12 protein-coding genes and 1 pseudogene are annotated in these 16519 nt (G+C 64.8%); 8 read left to right on the forward strand and 5 right to left on the reverse strand.

From position 1 onward, the window contains the following. Nucleotides 1-37 precede the first annotated feature (37 nt). The 3 genes from NCS28_RS17695 (at nt 38) to NCS28_RS17705 (ending at nt 5338) form a co-directional block, all read left to right on the forward strand. Nucleotides 38-2482, forward strand: coding sequence for a penicillin acylase family protein (locus NCS28_RS17695; protein ID WP_250515065.1), 2445 nt, complete (start codon nt 38-40; stop codon nt 2480-2482). A gap of 97 nt (nt 2483-2579) precedes the next feature. Beyond that, nucleotides 2580-4049: a M20 family metallopeptidase gene (locus tag NCS28_RS17700; protein ID WP_250515066.1), complete on the forward strand. Its 1470-nt coding sequence runs from the start codon at nt 2580-2582 to the stop codon at nt 4047-4049. Between the two features lie 179 nt (nt 4050-4228). Further along, a complete protein-coding gene (locus tag NCS28_RS17705; protein ID WP_250515067.1) occupies nt 4229-5338 on the forward strand; it encodes a malate/lactate/ureidoglycolate dehydrogenase in 1110 nt (369 codons plus the stop codon). 61 nt (nt 5339-5399) lie between these two features. Here NCS28_RS17705 and NCS28_RS17710 read toward each other — a convergent pair whose 3' ends face one another. After that, nucleotides 5400-6296: an NAD-dependent epimerase/dehydratase family protein gene (locus NCS28_RS17710; protein WP_250515068.1), complete on the reverse strand. Its 897-nt coding sequence runs from the start codon at nt 6294-6296 to the stop codon at nt 5400-5402. 132 nt (nt 6297-6428) lie between these two features. Here NCS28_RS17710 and NCS28_RS17715 point away from each other — a divergent pair. Beyond that, nucleotides 6429-6820: pseudogene (locus NCS28_RS17715) on the forward strand (RidA family protein). A 3-nt stretch (nt 6821-6823) separates the two neighbouring features. On the opposite strand, the gene NCS28_RS17720 reads toward NCS28_RS17715, so the two are convergent. Further along, nucleotides 6824-8521: an acid phosphatase gene (locus tag NCS28_RS17720; RefSeq protein ID WP_250515069.1), complete on the reverse strand. Its 1698-nt coding sequence runs from the start codon at nt 8519-8521 to the stop codon at nt 6824-6826. Nucleotides 8522-8775: 254 nt separating this feature from the next. Beyond that, the gene (locus NCS28_RS17725) at nt 8776-9570 is read right to left on the reverse strand and encodes a sulfite exporter TauE/SafE family protein (protein WP_250515070.1); all 795 of its coding nucleotides are present in this window, start codon (nt 9568-9570) and stop codon (nt 8776-8778) included. 177 nt (nt 9571-9747) lie between these two features. On the opposite strand from NCS28_RS17725, the gene NCS28_RS17730 reads away from it, so the two are divergent. Beyond that, nucleotides 9748-12003, forward strand: a complete 2256-nt coding sequence (locus NCS28_RS17730) for an amylo-alpha-1,6-glucosidase (RefSeq protein WP_250515071.1) — start codon at nt 9748-9750, stop codon at nt 12001-12003. Between the two features lie 48 nt (nt 12004-12051). Here NCS28_RS17730 and NCS28_RS17735 read toward each other — a convergent pair whose 3' ends face one another. Next, nucleotides 12052-13233, reverse strand: coding sequence for a 4-hydroxybenzoate 3-monooxygenase (locus NCS28_RS17735; protein WP_250515072.1), 1182 nt, complete (start codon nt 13231-13233; stop codon nt 12052-12054). Nucleotides 13234-13426: 193 nt separating this feature from the next. Next, nucleotides 13427-14479, reverse strand: a complete 1053-nt coding sequence (locus NCS28_RS17740) for an aldo/keto reductase (RefSeq protein WP_250515073.1) — start codon at nt 14477-14479, stop codon at nt 13427-13429. A gap of 216 nt (nt 14480-14695) precedes the next feature. On the opposite strand from NCS28_RS17740, the gene NCS28_RS17745 reads away from it, so the two are divergent. The 3 genes from NCS28_RS17745 to NCS28_RS17755 all read left to right on the forward strand — a co-directional run bounded on the left by NCS28_RS17745 (nt 14696) and on the right by NCS28_RS17755 (nt 16487). After that, the gene (locus NCS28_RS17745; protein WP_250515074.1) at nt 14696-15694 is read left to right on the forward strand and encodes an AraC family transcriptional regulator; all 999 of its coding nucleotides are present in this window, start codon (nt 14696-14698) and stop codon (nt 15692-15694) included. A gap of 187 nt (nt 15695-15881) precedes the next feature. Continuing rightward, complete coding sequence (locus NCS28_RS17750; protein WP_250515075.1) at nt 15882-16262, forward strand: COG4315 family predicted lipoprotein; 381 nt, start codon at nt 15882-15884, stop codon at nt 16260-16262. Nucleotides 16263-16346: 84 nt separating this feature from the next. After that, nucleotides 16347-16487, forward strand: coding sequence for a hypothetical protein (locus tag NCS28_RS17755; protein WP_250515076.1), 141 nt, complete (start codon nt 16347-16349; stop codon nt 16485-16487). The last annotated feature ends 32 nt before the right edge of the window (nt 16488-16519 follow it).

Genomic DNA, 16519 nt, shown 5'->3' on the forward strand with positions numbered 1-16519 from the left:
CCCGTCATCACGTCGATCGGACCGGGGGACTCACGCGATGAATCAATTCGTCAAGCTTGCGATCTCCGGCATGCTTCTGAGCGCGTTCCTGGCCGGCTGCGTCGCGACGCCGGAATCGTCGGTCGAGAGCGGCCAGGCGAGTTCGACCGCGCAGAGCGCGTGGAGCGCCGAGATCCGCCGCACGCAGGACGGCATTCCACATATCCGCGCCGCCGACTGGGGCGGCCTCGGCTTCGGTTTCGGCTACGCGCAGGCGCAGGACAACTTGTGCACGCTCGCGGACGGCTTCGTCACGTATCGTGGCGAGCGCTCGGCATGGTTCGGTCCGGATGCGCGCCCGCCGTCCGCCGCGACCTTCGGCCAGCCGCGCAACATCGACGCCGATTTCTTCTTTCGTTTGATCGGCGATCAGGGGGCCGTCGAGCGTTACCGTTCGGCGCAACCGGCCGAACTGCGCAATCTGATCGACGGTTTCGCGAACGGCTACAACCGCTATCTCGCCGATCTGAACGGGGGCAATTTCCCGAACGCGCATACGGCGTGTCGCGGCAAGCCATGGGTCGACAAGATCAGCGCCGACGACGTCTACCTGCGCCTGATCGCGGCCAATCTCGCGGGCGGCTCGGCGCGCTTCGTGACGCCGATCGCGATGGCGCATCCGCCGAAGCCCGCCGCAACGTCCGACGCAGCGCAACCCGCGCTCGAATCATTGCGCTTTTCCATCGGCGAGAATCCGGGCATCGGCAGCAATGCGCTCGCGTTCGGCGCCCCGATCACGCGCGACAAACGCAGCATCCTGTTCGGCAATCCGCACTGGTTCTGGCGCGGCCCGGACCGTTTCTATCAGGCGCAACTGACGATTCCCGGCCAGTTGAACGTCGCGGGCGTGTCGTTTCTCGGCGTGCCGCTGATCGTGCTCGGCTTCAACGAGAACATCGCGTGGACGCATACGGTGTCGAGCGCGCGGCGCTTCGGCATTTTCCAGTTGACGCTCGATCCCGCCGATCCGACGCGCTACCTCGTCGATGGCCACAGTGAAGCGATGACGCCCGTGCCGCTCACGGTGCGCTCGCGCCGCGCCGATGGCACCTACGAATCCGTGTCGCGCACGCTGTACAGGACGCGCTACGGTCCGGTCGTCGATTTGTCGCCGATGGCGCAGGGACTCGGCTGGAGCGCGCAGCGCGCGTATGCGCTCGCCGACGTGAACATCGACAACACGCGGGCGTTTCAGAACTTTTTCGCGTGGAGCCAGGCGCGCTCGCTCGCCGACTTCATGGCGATCCAGAAGCGCTACGCCGCGATGCCGTGGGCGAACACCTTCGCGATCGGGCGCGGCGACGAGCGTGTCTGGTTCGCCGACATCGGCCCGATCCCGAACGTGCCCGACGCGCTCGGGGAGGCATGCACGACGCCGGCCGGGCGCGCGTTCGCGGGCCGCGTGCCGGGCGTGCCGTTCCTCGACGGCTCGAAGAGCGCGTGCGCATGGCGCGTCGATGCGTCGAGCGTGCAGCCGGGCGCGCTGCCCGTCGAGCAACTGCCGAACACCGTGCGCGGTGACTATGTCGGCAACTTCAACGACAGCTACTGGCTCACCAACGCGAATGCGCCGATGTCGGGCTATCCGCGCATCGCGGGCGCGACGGGCGTCGAGCAATCGCTGCGCACGCGTTACGGTCATCTGCTCGCCGCGCGCCTGCAACGCGAGCGCGGCGGCGTGACGCGCGAAGCGCTCGAATCGGCGGTGCTGGAGACGAATTCGATGTCCGAGCGGCTCTACCGACAGCCGCTGCTCGATGCGGTCTGCACGGTCAACGAAGCGGTCGGCCCGCTGCACGAGGCCTGCGAGGTCCTGCGCAAATGGAACGGCACAGCCGATATCGATGCGCGCGGGGCGAATCTGTGGGACGAGTTCTGGCTGCGCGCGACGCGTATCGCGCCGGAGCGTCTGTACGAGTCGGGTTTCGATCCGAAGAAGCCGCTCGCGACGCCCGCAGGATTCAATTCCGGCAATCCCGCGGTGCTTCAGGACTTGCGCCAGGCGCTCGGCGGCGCGGCGCTCGCGCTGACGCTGAACGGCTTCGCGCTCGATTCACGGCGTGGCGACATGCTCTACACGACGCGCAATGGCGCGCGCGTGCCGCTCTACGGCGGTTGCGATGAAGCGGGCTACTTTACCGTCGTCTGCGCGCGGCGTCCGCTCGACGCGAAGGGTTATCCGATGGACATCAGCGGCCAGGGCGACAGCTACGTGCAGGTCGTCACGTTCGGCGAAAACGGCGTGGAGGCCGACACGATGCTCTCGCACGCCGAATCCGACGATCCGGCCTCGCCGCACTCGGGCGATGCAACGCGCGCGTTCGCGGCAAAGCGCTGGTCGCGCTTTCCGTTTACCGAACAGTCGATCGATTCCGACCCGGCGGTGACGCGCGTCGTCGTATCAGGAACGCGCGAAGGCGCAGCGGTCACGCCAACGCGCTAGAAAAATTACGCGAGAGGTGCATGCACTGGCTGCCGCCGCCCCAGCCGTGGGCAAATCCCGTCTATGATGGGAGTTTGCCTCGAATGGGAACAGGGTCATGACTATCGGCGACAGCACGCAACACGACGAAGCAGTAGGGCTCGATTCCGACGCGCTGCGCGAGTTCGTGGATCGCAAATGGAACGACGAAATCGTGCCCGCGCTGACCGACTACATCGCCGTGCCCGCAAAGAGCCCGATGTTCGACAGCGACTGGGCGCGCCACGGCTACATCGAGCGCGTAGTCACGGATGCGGTCGACTGGATCAAGACGCAGCGGGTGAAAGGTCTCGAAGTCGAGATCGTGCGCCTGCCCGGACGTACGCCGGTCATTTTCTTCGAGACGCCCGCCACGCGCAGCGGCAGCAACGAGACGGTCGTGCTTTACGGCCATCTGGACAAGCAGCCGGAGTTCGAAGGCTGGCGCAGCGGCCTCGGTCCGTGGACGCCGAAGCTCGAAGACGACAAGCTCTACGGCCGCGGCGGCGCCGACGACGGCTACGCCACCTACGCCAGCATCACCGCGCTGGCGGCGCTGGATGCGCAGGGCGTCGAGCGTCCGCGCTGCGTGGGCATCATCGAGACGTGCGAGGAATCGGGCAGCTACGACCTTCTGCCTTATATCGATGCATTGCGCGACCGCCTCGGCGATGTCGGCCTCGTGATCTGTCTCGATTCCGGCGCGGGCAACTACGATCAGCTCTGGCTCACGACGTCGCTGCGCGGTCTCGTCGCGGGCGATCTCGAAGTGCAGGTGCTGGAAGAGGGCATCCACTCGGGCGGCTATGGCGGCATTGCGCCATCGACGTTCCGCATCATGCGGCAACTGTTCGAACGCCTGGAAGATGCGAGCACCGGCAATCTGCTGCCGGAGAGCTTTCACTGTCCAATCCCTATGCTGCGCCGGCGCGAAGCCGAAACGACCGCGCGCATCCTTGGCGACGATGTCTGGAAAAAGCTGCCGTGGAGCTGCGGCGCGGATGGCGGCAGCGTCCTGCCGACAACGACCGATCCCCGCGAAGCGCTCCTCAATTCCACCTGGCGTCCGTCGCTCACGGTGACGGGCGCGTCGGGCCTGCCGCCGCTCGCGGACGCGGGCAATGTGCTCGCGCCGCGTACGGCGTTCAAGCTGTCGTTGCGTCTGCCGCCGCTCGTCGATGCGGACAAGGCGGTCGTGAAGTTGCAGCGGTTGCTCGAAATGGATCCGCCGTACAACGCCAAGGTGACGTTCAAGCCGGAAGCGGGCGCCGCGACCGGCTGGAATGCCCCGGATCTCGCGCCTTGGCTGCGTTCGTCGCTGAACGAGGCATCGAAGCGCCACTTCGGGTCGGACGTCGCGTACATCGGGCAGGGCGGCACCATCCCGCTGATGAACACGCTCAAGGAAGGGTTTCCGCGTTCGCAGTTCATGGTGTGCGGCGTGCTCGGTCCGAAATCGAACGCGCATGGTCCGAATGAATTCCTGCACGTCCCGTATGCGAAAAAGCTGACTGCGTCGGTCGCGGAAGTGATTGCGGCGGCGCCCTGAGCGTCGGGCCACAGGTCGACATTCTAGAAAGCCCGGTTCGTCCGGGCTTTTTTTCGCCCGTTTTCAGCGATTTTGTAAAACAAACTGGTAAGGCCAGTTGATCGTCTGTAAAGTGATAGGCCCGCGCGCGCCGCGAGATTCGGACGCGCGAGCCATCAACTACGGAGACGAGTGCCGCAATGAATGCATCCCCCACGTCCACCCCTTCCGCCACCGAACAGCGCATCGCCGCCGACACGCTGCACGCCTATGTCCGCGCCATCTGGGAATCGGCCGGCAGCGCGCCGCGCGAGGCGGAACTGGTTGCGGATCACCTCGTGATGTCGAATCTGTCGGGTCACGATTCGCACGGCGTCGGCATGATCCCGCGTTACGTCGCGTCGCTTAGCGAGGGCCAGTTGAAGCTCAACACGCACGCCGAAATCGTGCGCGATGCGGGCGCGGTTCTGACCGTCGATGGCCGCAAGGGCTTCGGGCAAGTGGTCGCCTACGAAGCGATGGAGCACGGCATCGAGCGCGCCAGGAAGCTCGGCGTGTGCGCGGTGGGCTTGCGCAATGCGCATCACGTCGGACGCATCGGCCATTGGGCGGAGCAGTGTGCGAAGGCGGGGCTCGTGTCGTTCCATTTCGTGAACGTGGCGGGCGATCCGCTCGTCGCGCCCTTCGGCGGCATCGACCGGCGTTTCGGCACGAATCCTTTCTGCGCAGCCTATCCGCGCGACGGCAAGAGTCCGCTCGTGCTCGACTTCGCGACTGCCGGCATCGCGTACGGCAAGACGCGCGTCGCGTACAACAAGGGCGTGAAGGTCGCGCCGGGCATGTTGCTCGATCACGAAGGCAAGCCGACCATCGAGCCCAAGGTGATGCACGAAGAGCCGTTCGGCTCGCTCACGGCGTTCGGACTGCACAAGGGTTCGGGCCTTGCCGCGCTGTGCGAGATTTTCGGCGGAGCGCTCTCGGGCGGCTATACGACGCACGAAGAGACGCTGGAAAAGTCGAGCGCGATCATCAATTGCATGACCTCGGTGATCGTCGATCCGAATGCCTTCGATGCGCCCGCCGCGCAGGCCGAGGCCGAAGCGTTCCTCGAATGGATGAAGGCCTCGCCGCGCGCGTCAGGCGTCGATGCGATCTACGCGCCGGGCGAACCGGAGGAAGCGCGTCGCGCGGACCGCACGGCGAACGGTATCGCGATCGATCCGACGACGTGGAGCCAGATCCGCGACTCGGCAACGAAGTCGGGCATGCCGGAAGCAGACATCGAGAAGTTTGCGGCTGCGCTGAAGTAGCGCCTGACGCAAGTCCCCGGCGCGGAAAATTGGTCAAACCAGTTTGCCGCGCCATTCGCGATCAGCCGGCCAGGTCCTTCTCGATCCAATCGATGACGGACGTGCGTTTCGGCTGCCAGCCGAGAATCTCCCGCGTGCGCTTGCTGCGCACGCGGCTGTTCGAGCCGAGACCGTACGATGCCATTTCGTAGCCCCATTCTTTGATCGCTTCGTCGAGCGGCCAGTCTTCCGGGCCGCGCAGCTTGAGCGCCCGAGCCATCGCCGTAGTCATGTCGCGAAACTGCGCCTCGCCGCTTTCGACGAAGTAGAACGTGCCCGCCGGCGATTTTTCGAGCGCCAGGCGGTGAATTTCGACGACATCGTCGATATGCACGTTCGACCAGATGTTCAGACCGCGTCCCACGTGGCGCACGATGCCGCTCTTCTTTGCCTGGCGCTCCAGCCGCGGCAACTGCACGCTCGCCGTATTCGGCACTGCGCCGTGGCCGTAGATCAGCGTGTTGCAGAGCACGGTCGAGCGCACGCCGCGTTTGGCGGCATCGAGCACGAGGTTGTCGATGGCCACGCGCGGCGCCTTGTCGGGCGTCGGCTCGGGCAGGTCGTCTTCGGTGTAGATTTTGTCCGATGCCTCGCCGCCCGACGCATCGCCGACGATGCTCGATCCGCTCGTATGCAGCATCGGCTTGTTCGTGCCTTCGAGTGCGCCGATCAGCGCCTGAACCGCGTCGCGATGATCGCTGCTCGCCGCGTTGATGACGGCATCGGCGGCGCGCGCCTCGGCGGCCAGCAAGTCTGTATCTTCCAGACTGCCGATCACCGGTTCGATATTCAGGCGCTTCAGTTCGTCGGCCTGCTCCGCGCGCCGGATGAGCCCGCGCACGCGATGACCGTCGCGCGCGAGTCCCGCCGCAATCGACCCGCCGATGAAACCGCCCGCGCCAGTGATGAAGATGTTCATGTTCGTGCTCCGTTGAATGTTCAAACTACGTTGGGCACAGTATGAGCCGCTTCGACTTTCGCAAAAACGGCGATAGTCTCAAATCAAACTTGACTCGGAATCAATAATCCACCGACTTTGTCTTTATTGACCATGCCACCGATCGAAACCATCAACGCGCCCGGCCTGCCGATTCCTGCGGGGCACTACAGCCACGCGACGCGCGCCGGCAATCTCGTCTGTGTGTCCGGCCAGTTGCCGATTCGTCCGGACGGCACGCATACCGGCGATCTGCCGTTCGAAGAGCAGGCCGAACAGACATTATCCAATTTGCGCACCGTGCTCGAAGCGGCGGGCGCGAGCCTCGCGGACTGCATCGAAGTGACGGTGTATTCGCCGGCGTCGACCATTGGAAGGCGTTCAACGAGATCTATGCGCGCCACTTCGGCGCGTGGAAGCCGGCGCGCGCCGTCGTGCCGGTCGGCGCGCTGCACTACGGCTATCTGCTGGAAGTCTCGGCGCGGGCCTGGATCGAACGCGGCTAGCCGTTACGCGAGGTCCAGCGATTTCGTCAGATCGCCGAGCGGCGTCTGGCCGTTCGCGGCGAACGCGCGATCCCGCGCGGCCACGCCGTCGAGCGGCGGCAGGTCGTGCACGCGCGAAATGAAACGCAGGATCGAGTTGGTGTCGTACACGGTGTGATCGACGTAGCCCTGCTTCGCGAACGGCGAGATCACGAGCGCCGGAATACGCGAGCCCGGCCCCCACCGATCGCCCTTCGGCGGCGAGACGTGGTCCCACCAGCCGCCGTTTTCGTCGACGGTGACGATCACCACAGTGTTCTCCCATTGCGGCCCGCGCCGAATGTGCTCGATCACGTTCGAGATATGCCGGTCGCCCGAAGCGACATCCGCATAACCCGCGTGCATGTTGAGATTGCCTTGCGGCTTGTAGAACGTGACGGTGGGCAGGCGGCCGGCGTCGATGTCGGCGAGCAGCTTGTTCGTCGACGGATCGTCGCCCAGTCCCGCGTCGCGTAGATGCTGAGCGCGCGCGGCGGTGCCCGGTGCGTAGTTCGCGAAGTAGTTGAACGGTTGATGGTGATACTGGAAATCCGGCACCGCGCCGGTGTCGCGATGCTCTAGCGCGTACTGCCAGGCGCCGCTGTACCACGCCCAGTCGATGTTCTTCTCTGAAAGCCGGTCACCGATGGTCGCGTAGGTTTGCGGCGGCAGCACGAGCGCGTTCGATCGCTCCGCGTAACGGGGATCGCCGCCTTGCGGAGGCGGCACGTTGCTCGGCTGATACGGCGGGAACATCGTGTTGACCGCATAGCCGTCGGCGGTCAGCGCACCGTCGCGCACGAACTTCGGCGGACCTTCGAGTGCGGATTTCGGCGAATCGGGCGCGAGCTTGAGGCGCGAGCCTGTCGGGTCGTCGCCTTCGATCACCGCAAGCAGCTTCGCCGCCGGACTGCCTTTCACATCCGGATAGAAGGGCGCTTGCGCGGAGATCAGGAAAATATGGTTCAGCCACGAGCCGCCGAACGCCGACATGAAGAAGTTGTCGCAGAGCGTGTATTGCTGCGCGAGTCCCCACAGCTTCAGCGTGTCAGGGGAATTCTGGTAATGGCCCATCACGAGGCCGCCCGAGTCGCCCCATGCCGCGAACTGATTGTTGCGGCCAGCGTTGATCTGCATCTGATTCTGATAGAACCGGTGCACCAGATCGCGCGTGATGACGGAATTCGGAAGCGGCGCGCCGCTCGCGTCCATGATCTGGAAGGGCGCGTTGCGTAGGTTGGTGATCTGCTGCTCAGAGATCGCAAAGCGCTGGCCGCCGACTTCCTGCGCCTGCGGCACGAGCCCGCCCCAGATTTTCGGCAACGTGGGCATGGGCGTGAGGCCGTCGCGGTCGAGTTGCGTGTAATGCGATGCGGGCACGGCCGAGAGCGGATATTGCACGCCCGGATAGTTGCCATAGAGATTGGTGAAGCTGCGGTTCTCGGCGTAAATCACGACGATATGCTGAACCTTCGCCGCGAGCGTGCGGTCGAGCGCGACATCGGCTGCGGTTTTGGGCGCGGACGGCTTGTTTTCGAACAGATTGCACCCGCCGAGCGACAGCCCTGCGAGGCCCACCCCCGCCGCAAGCAGCCGCCGCCGCGCGGGGTCCGCTGGCGCGTCGCCGGCATGCGTGTCAATGCTGGAGGGAAGCTCGTGCTGCGGATGGTCCTTCTCATTCATCGCCTGACTCCTCGTGAAGACGCCGCGCACGCCTAATGACGCGCCTGCATTATCGACGCCGAAAGATGACGCGCCCATTACTCGGCGCCCCGACCTGGCCGCTTTGCTGCCCGCGGCTCAACTGAGTGGGGATGATGCCGTATCGACACGCGGTGCGAAACCCGGCCAAACGGCATAGGAGAAAAACAGGAACATCGTGCGAATCGGCCTATGTCTTTCAGCCGACTGGAAAGCGCGAACGACCGTGACTAACATCAACTGAACACGAGCTTTGCTCCGACGAGAACGAGCGTCGCGGCGAGCACGTGGCGCAGCAGCGCTTCCGGCGCCCTGGAGGACAGCATGCTGCCGATGGCAATGCCCGGAATCGAACCCACGAGGAGCGAGGCGAGCAGTGCCCAGTCGACCGAGCCGAGCATCCAGTGGCCGGCGCCGGCAATCAGCGTGAGCGGCACCGCATGGGCCACGTCGGAGCCGACGATGCGCACCGTCGCGAGACGCGGATACAGCAGAAGCAGTACGGTCACGCCGATCGCGCCCGCGCCCACGGAGGTGATCGAAACCAGCACGCCGAGAATCGCGCCGGTGAGCACCGTCCAGGCGGCGGTGCGCATGGGGTGCTCGGGCCGGCCATGTCCATTCTTGTACGCGAGGCGCGCAAGTTGCGGCCGGAAGATCAGCGAAATGGCGGTGATGAGGAGCGCCGTACCGAGTATCGACTGGATGAGCCGCGCGGTGCCGGGCGATGCAATGCCGTGCGAGTGCAGGAAGTACAGTGTGACGGCCGCCGCCGGGACGCTGCCCGCGGCAAGACGGCCGGTGATGCGCCAGTCGACCGAACCCTTGATGCCGTGGACGAGCGTGCCGGCGGTCTTAGTCGCGGCCGCGTAGAGCAGGTCGGTGCCCACGGCGGTCGCCGGGTGGATGCCGAACAGCAGCACGAGCAGCGGTGTCATCAAAGAGCCGCCGCCCACGCCGGTCAGGCCGACCAGAAAGCCCACCGCGAGCCCTGAGGCGGAATAAAGTAAGTCGATATGCGGAAATGACATTGCGCGCGGAGAACCGGTCAGGCCTGGTAGGGTCGAAAAACCGTCGATGATAGCGGGTAAGCGACTCACTTGCTGCGTGAGAGCGGCGCTTGTCCGGGCGATCGCGGCATGCCCGGAGGTTCGAGCGCGTCCAGAGCGGCTCAGGAAAATCCTTCAGATTACTTTCAGGAAGGCGCAATGAATACACAGGAACAGTCGCAAAAGCAGCAACAACAGCAGCAACAAACGCAAGAGTCGCAGCCTCGACTCGCGGATGACGCGTTCATCCCGACCGAGCATGCCAACATGCCGAGCGAGCGCCAGTTCGTCCTGAAATCCGGCAACACGTTTGCCGTCTACGATGCGAACGGCGACATCCGCGGTGGCGACGACGGCCTTTTCGTCAACGACACGCGGGTGCTTTCGGAACTCGTGCTGACGTTCGGCGGGCGCGCGCCGTCGCTGCTTTCGGGCAGCGTATCGAGCGACAACGCCGTCTTCACGGCGCATCTGACCAACCGCCCGCTGCCGCCGATAGGCGGTGCCCACACACCCGAAGGCGTGATTCACGTCGAACGCAAGCGGGTGCTGTCAGGGCACGTGCTGCATGAGAGCATCGTGCTGACGAATTACGGCACCGAGCCATCCACCGTGCCGCTTTCGATCTCCTTCGCTGCGGACTTTCTCGACATGTTCGAGGTGCGCGGCGCGAAACGAGGCAAGCGCGGCGCGCTGCGGCCGCCGATGGTCGAGAACGGCGAGGTCGTGTTGCGCTATGTCGGTCTGGATGAAGTGGAGCGCACGGCGCGCATTCAGTTCACGCCCGCGCCGGACGTGCTGTCGCCCACGCGCGCCGATTACGCGTTGCATATCCAGTCGGAGACCGCGATCTCCGTGTATCTGTCGGTGACGGCCGTGACGCACGCGCTCTCGGATGCCAGCGAAGAAAGCAAGCGCAACGCCGCCGAAGCTGCCGAATGCGCGCCCGAATCGGGCCGCCCGGCAATTCGCGAGGCGCTCGTCGACGCGCACCGCCGCATGCGCGACAGACGCCGCGCGAGCGCGCGCGTGCGTTCGAGCAATCCACTTTTCAGCGAATGGATCGACCGTTCGTTCGCCGATCTTGGCCTGCTCACCACCGATCTCGAAACCGGCCCTTATCCCTACGCGGGCATTCCGTGGTTTTCGACGGCATTCGGCCGCGACGCGATCATCACGTCGCTGCAAATGCTCTGGCTGCAGCCGACGCTCGCGCGCGGCGTGCTGCGCTTTCTCGCCGCTCATCAGGCGCGCGAGGACTCGGCGTTCCGCGACGCCGAAATCGGCAAGATCATGCACGAGACGCGTAAGAGCGAAATGGCTGCGACCGGCGAGGTGCCATTCGCGCTGTATTACGGCGGGGTCGACAGCACGCCGCTCTTCATCGTGCTCGCGGGCGCCTATGCCGAGCGCACCGGCGACGGCGCACTGATCGACGAAATCTGGCCTGCGCTGCAACTCGCGGCGCAATGGGTCGCGCGCCATTGCGACAAGAATCCGTACGGCCTGCTCGATTATCAACGCGCGTCGGAGCACGGTCTCGCGAATCAGGGCTGGAAGGACAGCCAGGATTCCGTGTTCCACGCGGACGGAAAATTCCCGGTCGGCCCGATCTCGCTCGTCGAAGTGCAGGGCTACGCATCGACGGCTTTCTCAACGATGGCGCGTCTCGCCAGCGAACGCGGCGAAGACGAAAGCGCGCGCGACTTCGAGCGCCGCGCGCGTCATATTCGCGAGCGCGTCGAGGAAATGTACTGGATGCCGGAGATGGACTTCTACGGCATCGCGCTCGACGGCAAGGGTGAACTGTGCCGCGTGTTGTCGTCGAATGCGGGGCATCTGCTCGCGTTCGATCTCGTCGACCGCAAGCGCGGCGAGGCGGTCGCGCGTCAGCTCGAATCGACGCTCTTTCACACCGGCTGGGGCGTGCGCACACTAGCGGCCGGGCAGCCGCGCTTCAATCCGATGTCGTATCACAACGGCTCCGTATGGCCGCACGACACGGCATTGTGTGCACGCGGTCTCGCGCGTTACGGCGACCGCGGCGCGGCCGTGGGCCTGCTGCAATCGTTGTTCGAGGCCGCAGTCACGTTCGATATGCGTCTGCCCGAGCTGTTCTGCGGATTCACGCGTCAGCGCGGCGAACGGCCGATCGCCTATCCGGTCGCCTGTCTGCCTCAGGCGTGGGCGGCAGGCGCGCCTTTCATGGTGCTGGAAGCGTGTCTGGGCGTGACCGTCGACGCCGTCAACGATGAAGTGCGCATCGACCGGCCCGCGTTGCCCGAAGGCATCGACTGGCTCGAAATCGGCGATCTGCGTCTTGGCGACAAGACCGCGACGATCACGTTCCGGCGGGTCGGCGGTCAGGTGATTCCGTCGGTGGAAGGCGATGTGCGAGTGGTCGCGGTGCTTTGATGCGGGAAGCGCACAGCGCCACGGTGGCGCTGTGCGTGCGATGCGCAATTAAACCGCCACGCTGCCGACGTAGTTCTCGGCGAGCGCGGTAGCGGCCGCGCGCGACGTAGTCACGTGTTCGAGTTCCGCGACCTGGAGACGCTGTTCGAAGGGCGACGTGTCGTCGAGCTTGTGGAGCATGCGCGTCATCCACCAGGAGAAGTGTTCGGCGCGCCAGACCCGCTTGAGCGCCGTTTCGGTGTAGCGCGAAAGCTTCTCGGTGCGGCCTTCCGTGTAGAAGTCGTCGAGCGCGGCGTTCAGCACGCGCACGTCCGACACCGCGAGGTTGAGGCCCTTCGCGCCCGTCGGCGGCACGATGTGCGCGGCGTCGCCCGCGAGGAAGAGCTTGCCCGACTGCATCGGCGTCGAGACGAAACTGCGCATGCCGACGATGTTCTTCTGGAAGATCTTGCCTTCGGTGATCTGCCAGCCATCGGCGCTATCGACGCGCGCGTGCAGTTCGGCCCAGATGCGGTCGTCGGACCAGGCGTCGACGGTATCCTTCGGATCGCACTGGAAGTACATGCGTTGCACGCCCGGCGAACGCGTGCTGATGAGCGCGAAGCCGCGGTCGTGACGTGCATAGATGAGTTCGTCGGAGGAGGGCGGCGCGTCGACCAGAATGCCGAACCAGCCGAACGGATAGATGCGCTGATAGTCCTGCCGGACAGCTTCGGGAATCGACTGGCGCGCGACGCCCTGCGAGCCGTCGCAGCCGATGATGAAGTCGCATTCCAGCTCTTCGTCGCGGCCTTCGTGCTGATACTTGATGCGCGGCTTGCGATCGCGGCCTTCCTGGAAATCGTGCAGCGATACGTTCGACACGTTGAATTTCAGCGCGCCGTTCGCCGCGAGTCGAGCCGCCACCAGATCCTTGATGACTTCGTGCTGCGCGTAGACCGTGATCGAATGCCCGGTCAGTTCGGTGAGCGCAATGCGGCGTCGCTGACCCTCGAAGGCGAGTTCGAACCCGTGATGCAGCGCGCCCTCGGCCTGCATGCGCGCGCCGAGACCGGCCTGATTGAGCGTGTCCATCGTGCCTTGTTCGAGCACGCCGGCGCGAATCGTCGATTCGATGTCGTTCTGGCTGCGCGCTTCGAGCACGACAGATTCGATACCACGCAGATGCAACAGATGAGAAAGTAGAAGCCCGGCGGGGCCCGCGCCGACGATGCCGACTTGAGTACGCATGTTTGTCTCCGAGAGGCAGTGGATGTTGTGCGTACAGTGTCGGCAGCGCGGCCTTATGCCGCAACGCGATACGGCGGATACGGTCTATGTCGTTTTGAGATAAAGGCCCGAAAATGGCCTGAAAGTGGGTGAACTGCGGGTAAGTCCCTACGACGCGCGGACGGCAAACAGGCCCTCCGCGCGTCGGGTAGCCTTACTCGGCCGACTCCTCCTTCAACTGGTTGCGCCGATATTCACCCTGCCGCGCAAGCATCCAGCCCGGATATTCCGACGGCAACTGGCTGACTTCATCGAGCGCGGCGAGTTCGTCTTCATTGAGCCGGACTTTCGTCGCCGCGATGTTGTCGTCGAGTTGCTCGATGCGTTTCGCGCCGATGATCACGCTCGACACGACCTTCTGATGCAGCAGCCACGCGAGCGCGATCTGCGCGACCGACACGCCCTTGGCTTCGGCCATGCGCCGCATCACGTCGACGCAGTCATACGCGCGCTCGACGTTGACCGGCGGAAAATCGAACTTGGTGCGACGACTGCCTTCTTCCTTCGCGCCTTCTCGCGTGAACTTGCCCGAAAGCAGGCCGCCCGCGAGCGGACTCCAGACCATCAGTCCGACGCTTTCGCTTTGCAAGAGCGGTACGATCTCGCGTTCGAGATCTCGGCCCGCGATCGTGTAGTACGCCTGCAGCGACTCGAAGCGCGCAAGCCCGAGCCGCTCGGAGATGCCGAGCGCCTTCATGATTTGCCACGCCGCCCAGTTCGACACGCCGATATAACGCACATGCCCATGTTGCACGAGGTTGTCGAGCGCGCGCAGCGTTTCCTCGATCGGCGTCGCCGGATCGAAACCGTGAATCTGGTACAGGTCGACGTGATCCAGTTGCAAGCGCCTCAGGCTGGCTTTCACGCCATCGATGATGTGATAGCGCGACGCCCCGCGCGAATTCGTGCCCTTCGTTCCCGTTTCGCCGAGGATCTTCGTCGCGACGACCACGTTCTCGCGCGGCACTTTCAGATTCTTCAGCGCCTGACCGGTGATGATTTCCGACTGGCCGTCGGCGTACACGTCGGCGGTGTCGATGAAATTGATGCCCGCATCGAGCGAGCGGCCGATCAGCTTGTCCGCGTCCGCCTGCTGCAACTGGCCGATGTTGTCCCAGATTCCACCCGTTCCGCCGCCGAAGGTCATCGTGCCCAGGCAAAGCTCAGAGACGAAAAGACCGGTATTGCCGAATTTCCTGTAGCGCATGGTTGCTCCCGATTGACTGGAAAGGCGCGGCATCGCCCAAACTGCACGAGCGACCCGGCCGGCAATGCAGTATCGTCCCGGCGCGCGGCCGGTTCATAGCCTGATCCTGTTCAATCCTTGCCTGTTTCTGCAAACGCTCGGGTCGGCCGCGAGCAATCCCGCGCCCGCGCGAGTAAGCTAGGCAGACTCCTCCCATCTCGAAACCATCCTTTAAACATGGCTCTGAACGACACCCCCGGCCTCGCCGGAAAAGACAGTCACGACCAGTCGAAGGAGATGCGCCACGTCGGCGCGCCCGATCCCGGGCTGGATCAGGCGCGGCTGGATCTGGTCGCGCTGCTCGACCGCTTCACCGCCGGTTGCGAAGGCTCGGTCGACACGCCGGTGCCGGGCCTCGCCCTGCATCGCTTGATGAATCCGGGCGGGCCGAAGCATGGCATCCAGACGCCAGCGCTCGCGCTGATCGCGCAGGGCAGCAAGCGTCTCATGGTCGGCGACGAAGTCTATATCTACGATCCGATGCACTATCTGGTGTCGTCGGTGGATCTGCCCGTGTGCGGGCAAGTGTCGGTGGCGAGCGAGTCAGAGCCGTACCTCGGCATGCGGCTCGAACTCGACGTCGAGGAAATCACGTCGCTGATCCAGGACGAAAACCTGCCGCCCGCGACACAGGCCGACGCCTCGCGCGGTCTCTATGTAAACCGCCTCGGCAACTCGATGCTCGACGCCGTGCTGCGCCTTCTGCGTCTCGTCGATATGCCCGAAGACGTGCCGATCCTCGCGCCGCTCGTTAAGCGTGAGATTCTCTATCGCCTGCTGATGAACGGCTCGGGCGCGCGGCTGCGGCAGATCGCGCTGCAGGACAGCCAGACGCAGCGCATCGCGAAGGCCATCCGGTTGCTGCGCCAGCATTTCGACCAGCCGCTGCGCGTCGAGGATATTGCGCGGGACGTGCACATGAGCGTGTCGTCGCTGCATCATCATTTCAAGGCCGTCACGGCGATGAGCCCGCTGCAGTATCAGAAGCAGTTGCGGCTTCAGGAGGCGCGCCGCCTGATGATGCTCGACATCGTCGATGCAGCCACGGCCGCGCATCGCGTGGGCTACGAGAGCGCGTCGCAATTCAGCCGCGAGTACAGCCGGCTCTTCGGCGCGCCGCCGCTGCGCGACACCCGCCGCTGGCGTGACGCGACCGCCGCCGCGGTCGGCGCCTGAGCGCGGAATTCGCGGTCCCGTCGACGAAATTTCGATGAACCTCTGGCAAGGCGCGCGCGAATGGTCTTGAATGGATTGCCGACTGGCGATGCGACGGCGCTGCCGCATCGGTTTATTTCATCGTCCGCGGAATAGTGCAGCGCTTCCGAACGTTCTACGGATACTTCTACAAAAAGGGAAAGTTGAAATGAAGAAGCGCATCCAGATGTTCGCCGCTGCCGCAACAGTCGCCACCGCTTTCGCTTCGCTTGCTTCATCCGCCTACGCCGCGGCGCCGAAAGAAGCGAACGGCATGTTCGTCGATGAAAACGGCATGACGCTCTATACGTTCGACAAGGACACGAAAGGCAGCCCGAGCGCCTGCACCGGCGGCTGCGCGCAGGCCTGGCCCGCGGCGATGGCGAGCGACTCCGACAAGCCGAGCGGCAAATGGACCACCGAAGCCGCCGACGGCGGCAAGCAGTGGGCCTACGACGGCAAGCGCGTCTATCGCTTTGCGAAGGACACGAAGCCCGGCGACAAGAACGGGGATAACTTCCGCGACGTCTGGCATGTCGTGAAGCCCTGATCGAGCGAGGCAGACCTCAGGAAGCGGCGGGTTCGCGGAATAAATCGGCGAGCCTGCCGGTCTATGAATCAACGGGTAACGATCATGAAACGATCGATCGGAGTGACGGCGCTCCTGATCGCGCTCGGTCTCGCGCTCGGCGCGGCGGGTTGCGCGAGCGGCACGCAAAGTGCGCCGAATTCGTCGGGCGCGCCGAGCGGGCCGTCCGGCGGAGGCAGCTACTGATGACGAACGCCTCTCACGTTTGCCTCATGCAC

Source organism: Caballeronia sp. INDeC2 (genome assembly GCF_023631325.1).
GTDB lineage: Bacteria > Pseudomonadota > Gammaproteobacteria > Burkholderiales > Burkholderiaceae > Caballeronia.

Bases quoted from the DNA above. Each gene is read 5' to 3' on its own strand.
- NCS28_RS17705 (WP_250515067.1), top strand. From the start codon at position 4,229: ATGAATGCATCCCCCACGTCCACCCCTTCCGCCACCGAACAGCGCATC.
- NCS28_RS17750 (WP_250515075.1), top strand. From the start codon at position 15,882: ATGAAGAAGCGCATCCAGATGTTCGCCGCTGCCGCAACAGTCGCCACC.
- NCS28_RS17700 (WP_250515066.1), top strand. From the start codon at position 2,580: ATGACTATCGGCGACAGCACGCAACACGACGAAGCAGTAGGGCTCGAT.
- NCS28_RS17740 (WP_250515073.1), bottom strand. From the start codon at position 14,479: ATGCGCTACAGGAAATTCGGCAATACCGGTCTTTTCGTCTCTGAGCTT.
- NCS28_RS17755 (WP_250515076.1), top strand. From the start codon at position 16,347: ATGAAACGATCGATCGGAGTGACGGCGCTCCTGATCGCGCTCGGTCTC.
- NCS28_RS17695 (WP_250515065.1), top strand. From the start codon at position 38: ATGAATCAATTCGTCAAGCTTGCGATCTCCGGCATGCTTCTGAGCGCG.
- NCS28_RS17735 (WP_250515072.1), bottom strand. From the start codon at position 13,233: ATGCGTACTCAAGTCGGCATCGTCGGCGCGGGCCCCGCCGGGCTTCTA.
- NCS28_RS17725 (WP_250515070.1), bottom strand. From the start codon at position 9,570: ATGTCATTTCCGCATATCGACTTACTTTATTCCGCCTCAGGGCTCGCG.
- NCS28_RS17720 (WP_250515069.1), bottom strand. From the start codon at position 8,521: ATGAATGAGAAGGACCATCCGCAGCACGAGCTTCCCTCCAGCATTGAC.
- NCS28_RS17710 (WP_250515068.1), bottom strand. From the start codon at position 6,296: ATGAACATCTTCATCACTGGCGCGGGCGGTTTCATCGGCGGGTCGATT.
- NCS28_RS17745 (WP_250515074.1), top strand. From the start codon at position 14,696: ATGGCTCTGAACGACACCCCCGGCCTCGCCGGAAAAGACAGTCACGAC.
- NCS28_RS17730 (WP_250515071.1), top strand. From the start codon at position 9,748: ATGAATACACAGGAACAGTCGCAAAAGCAGCAACAACAGCAGCAACAA.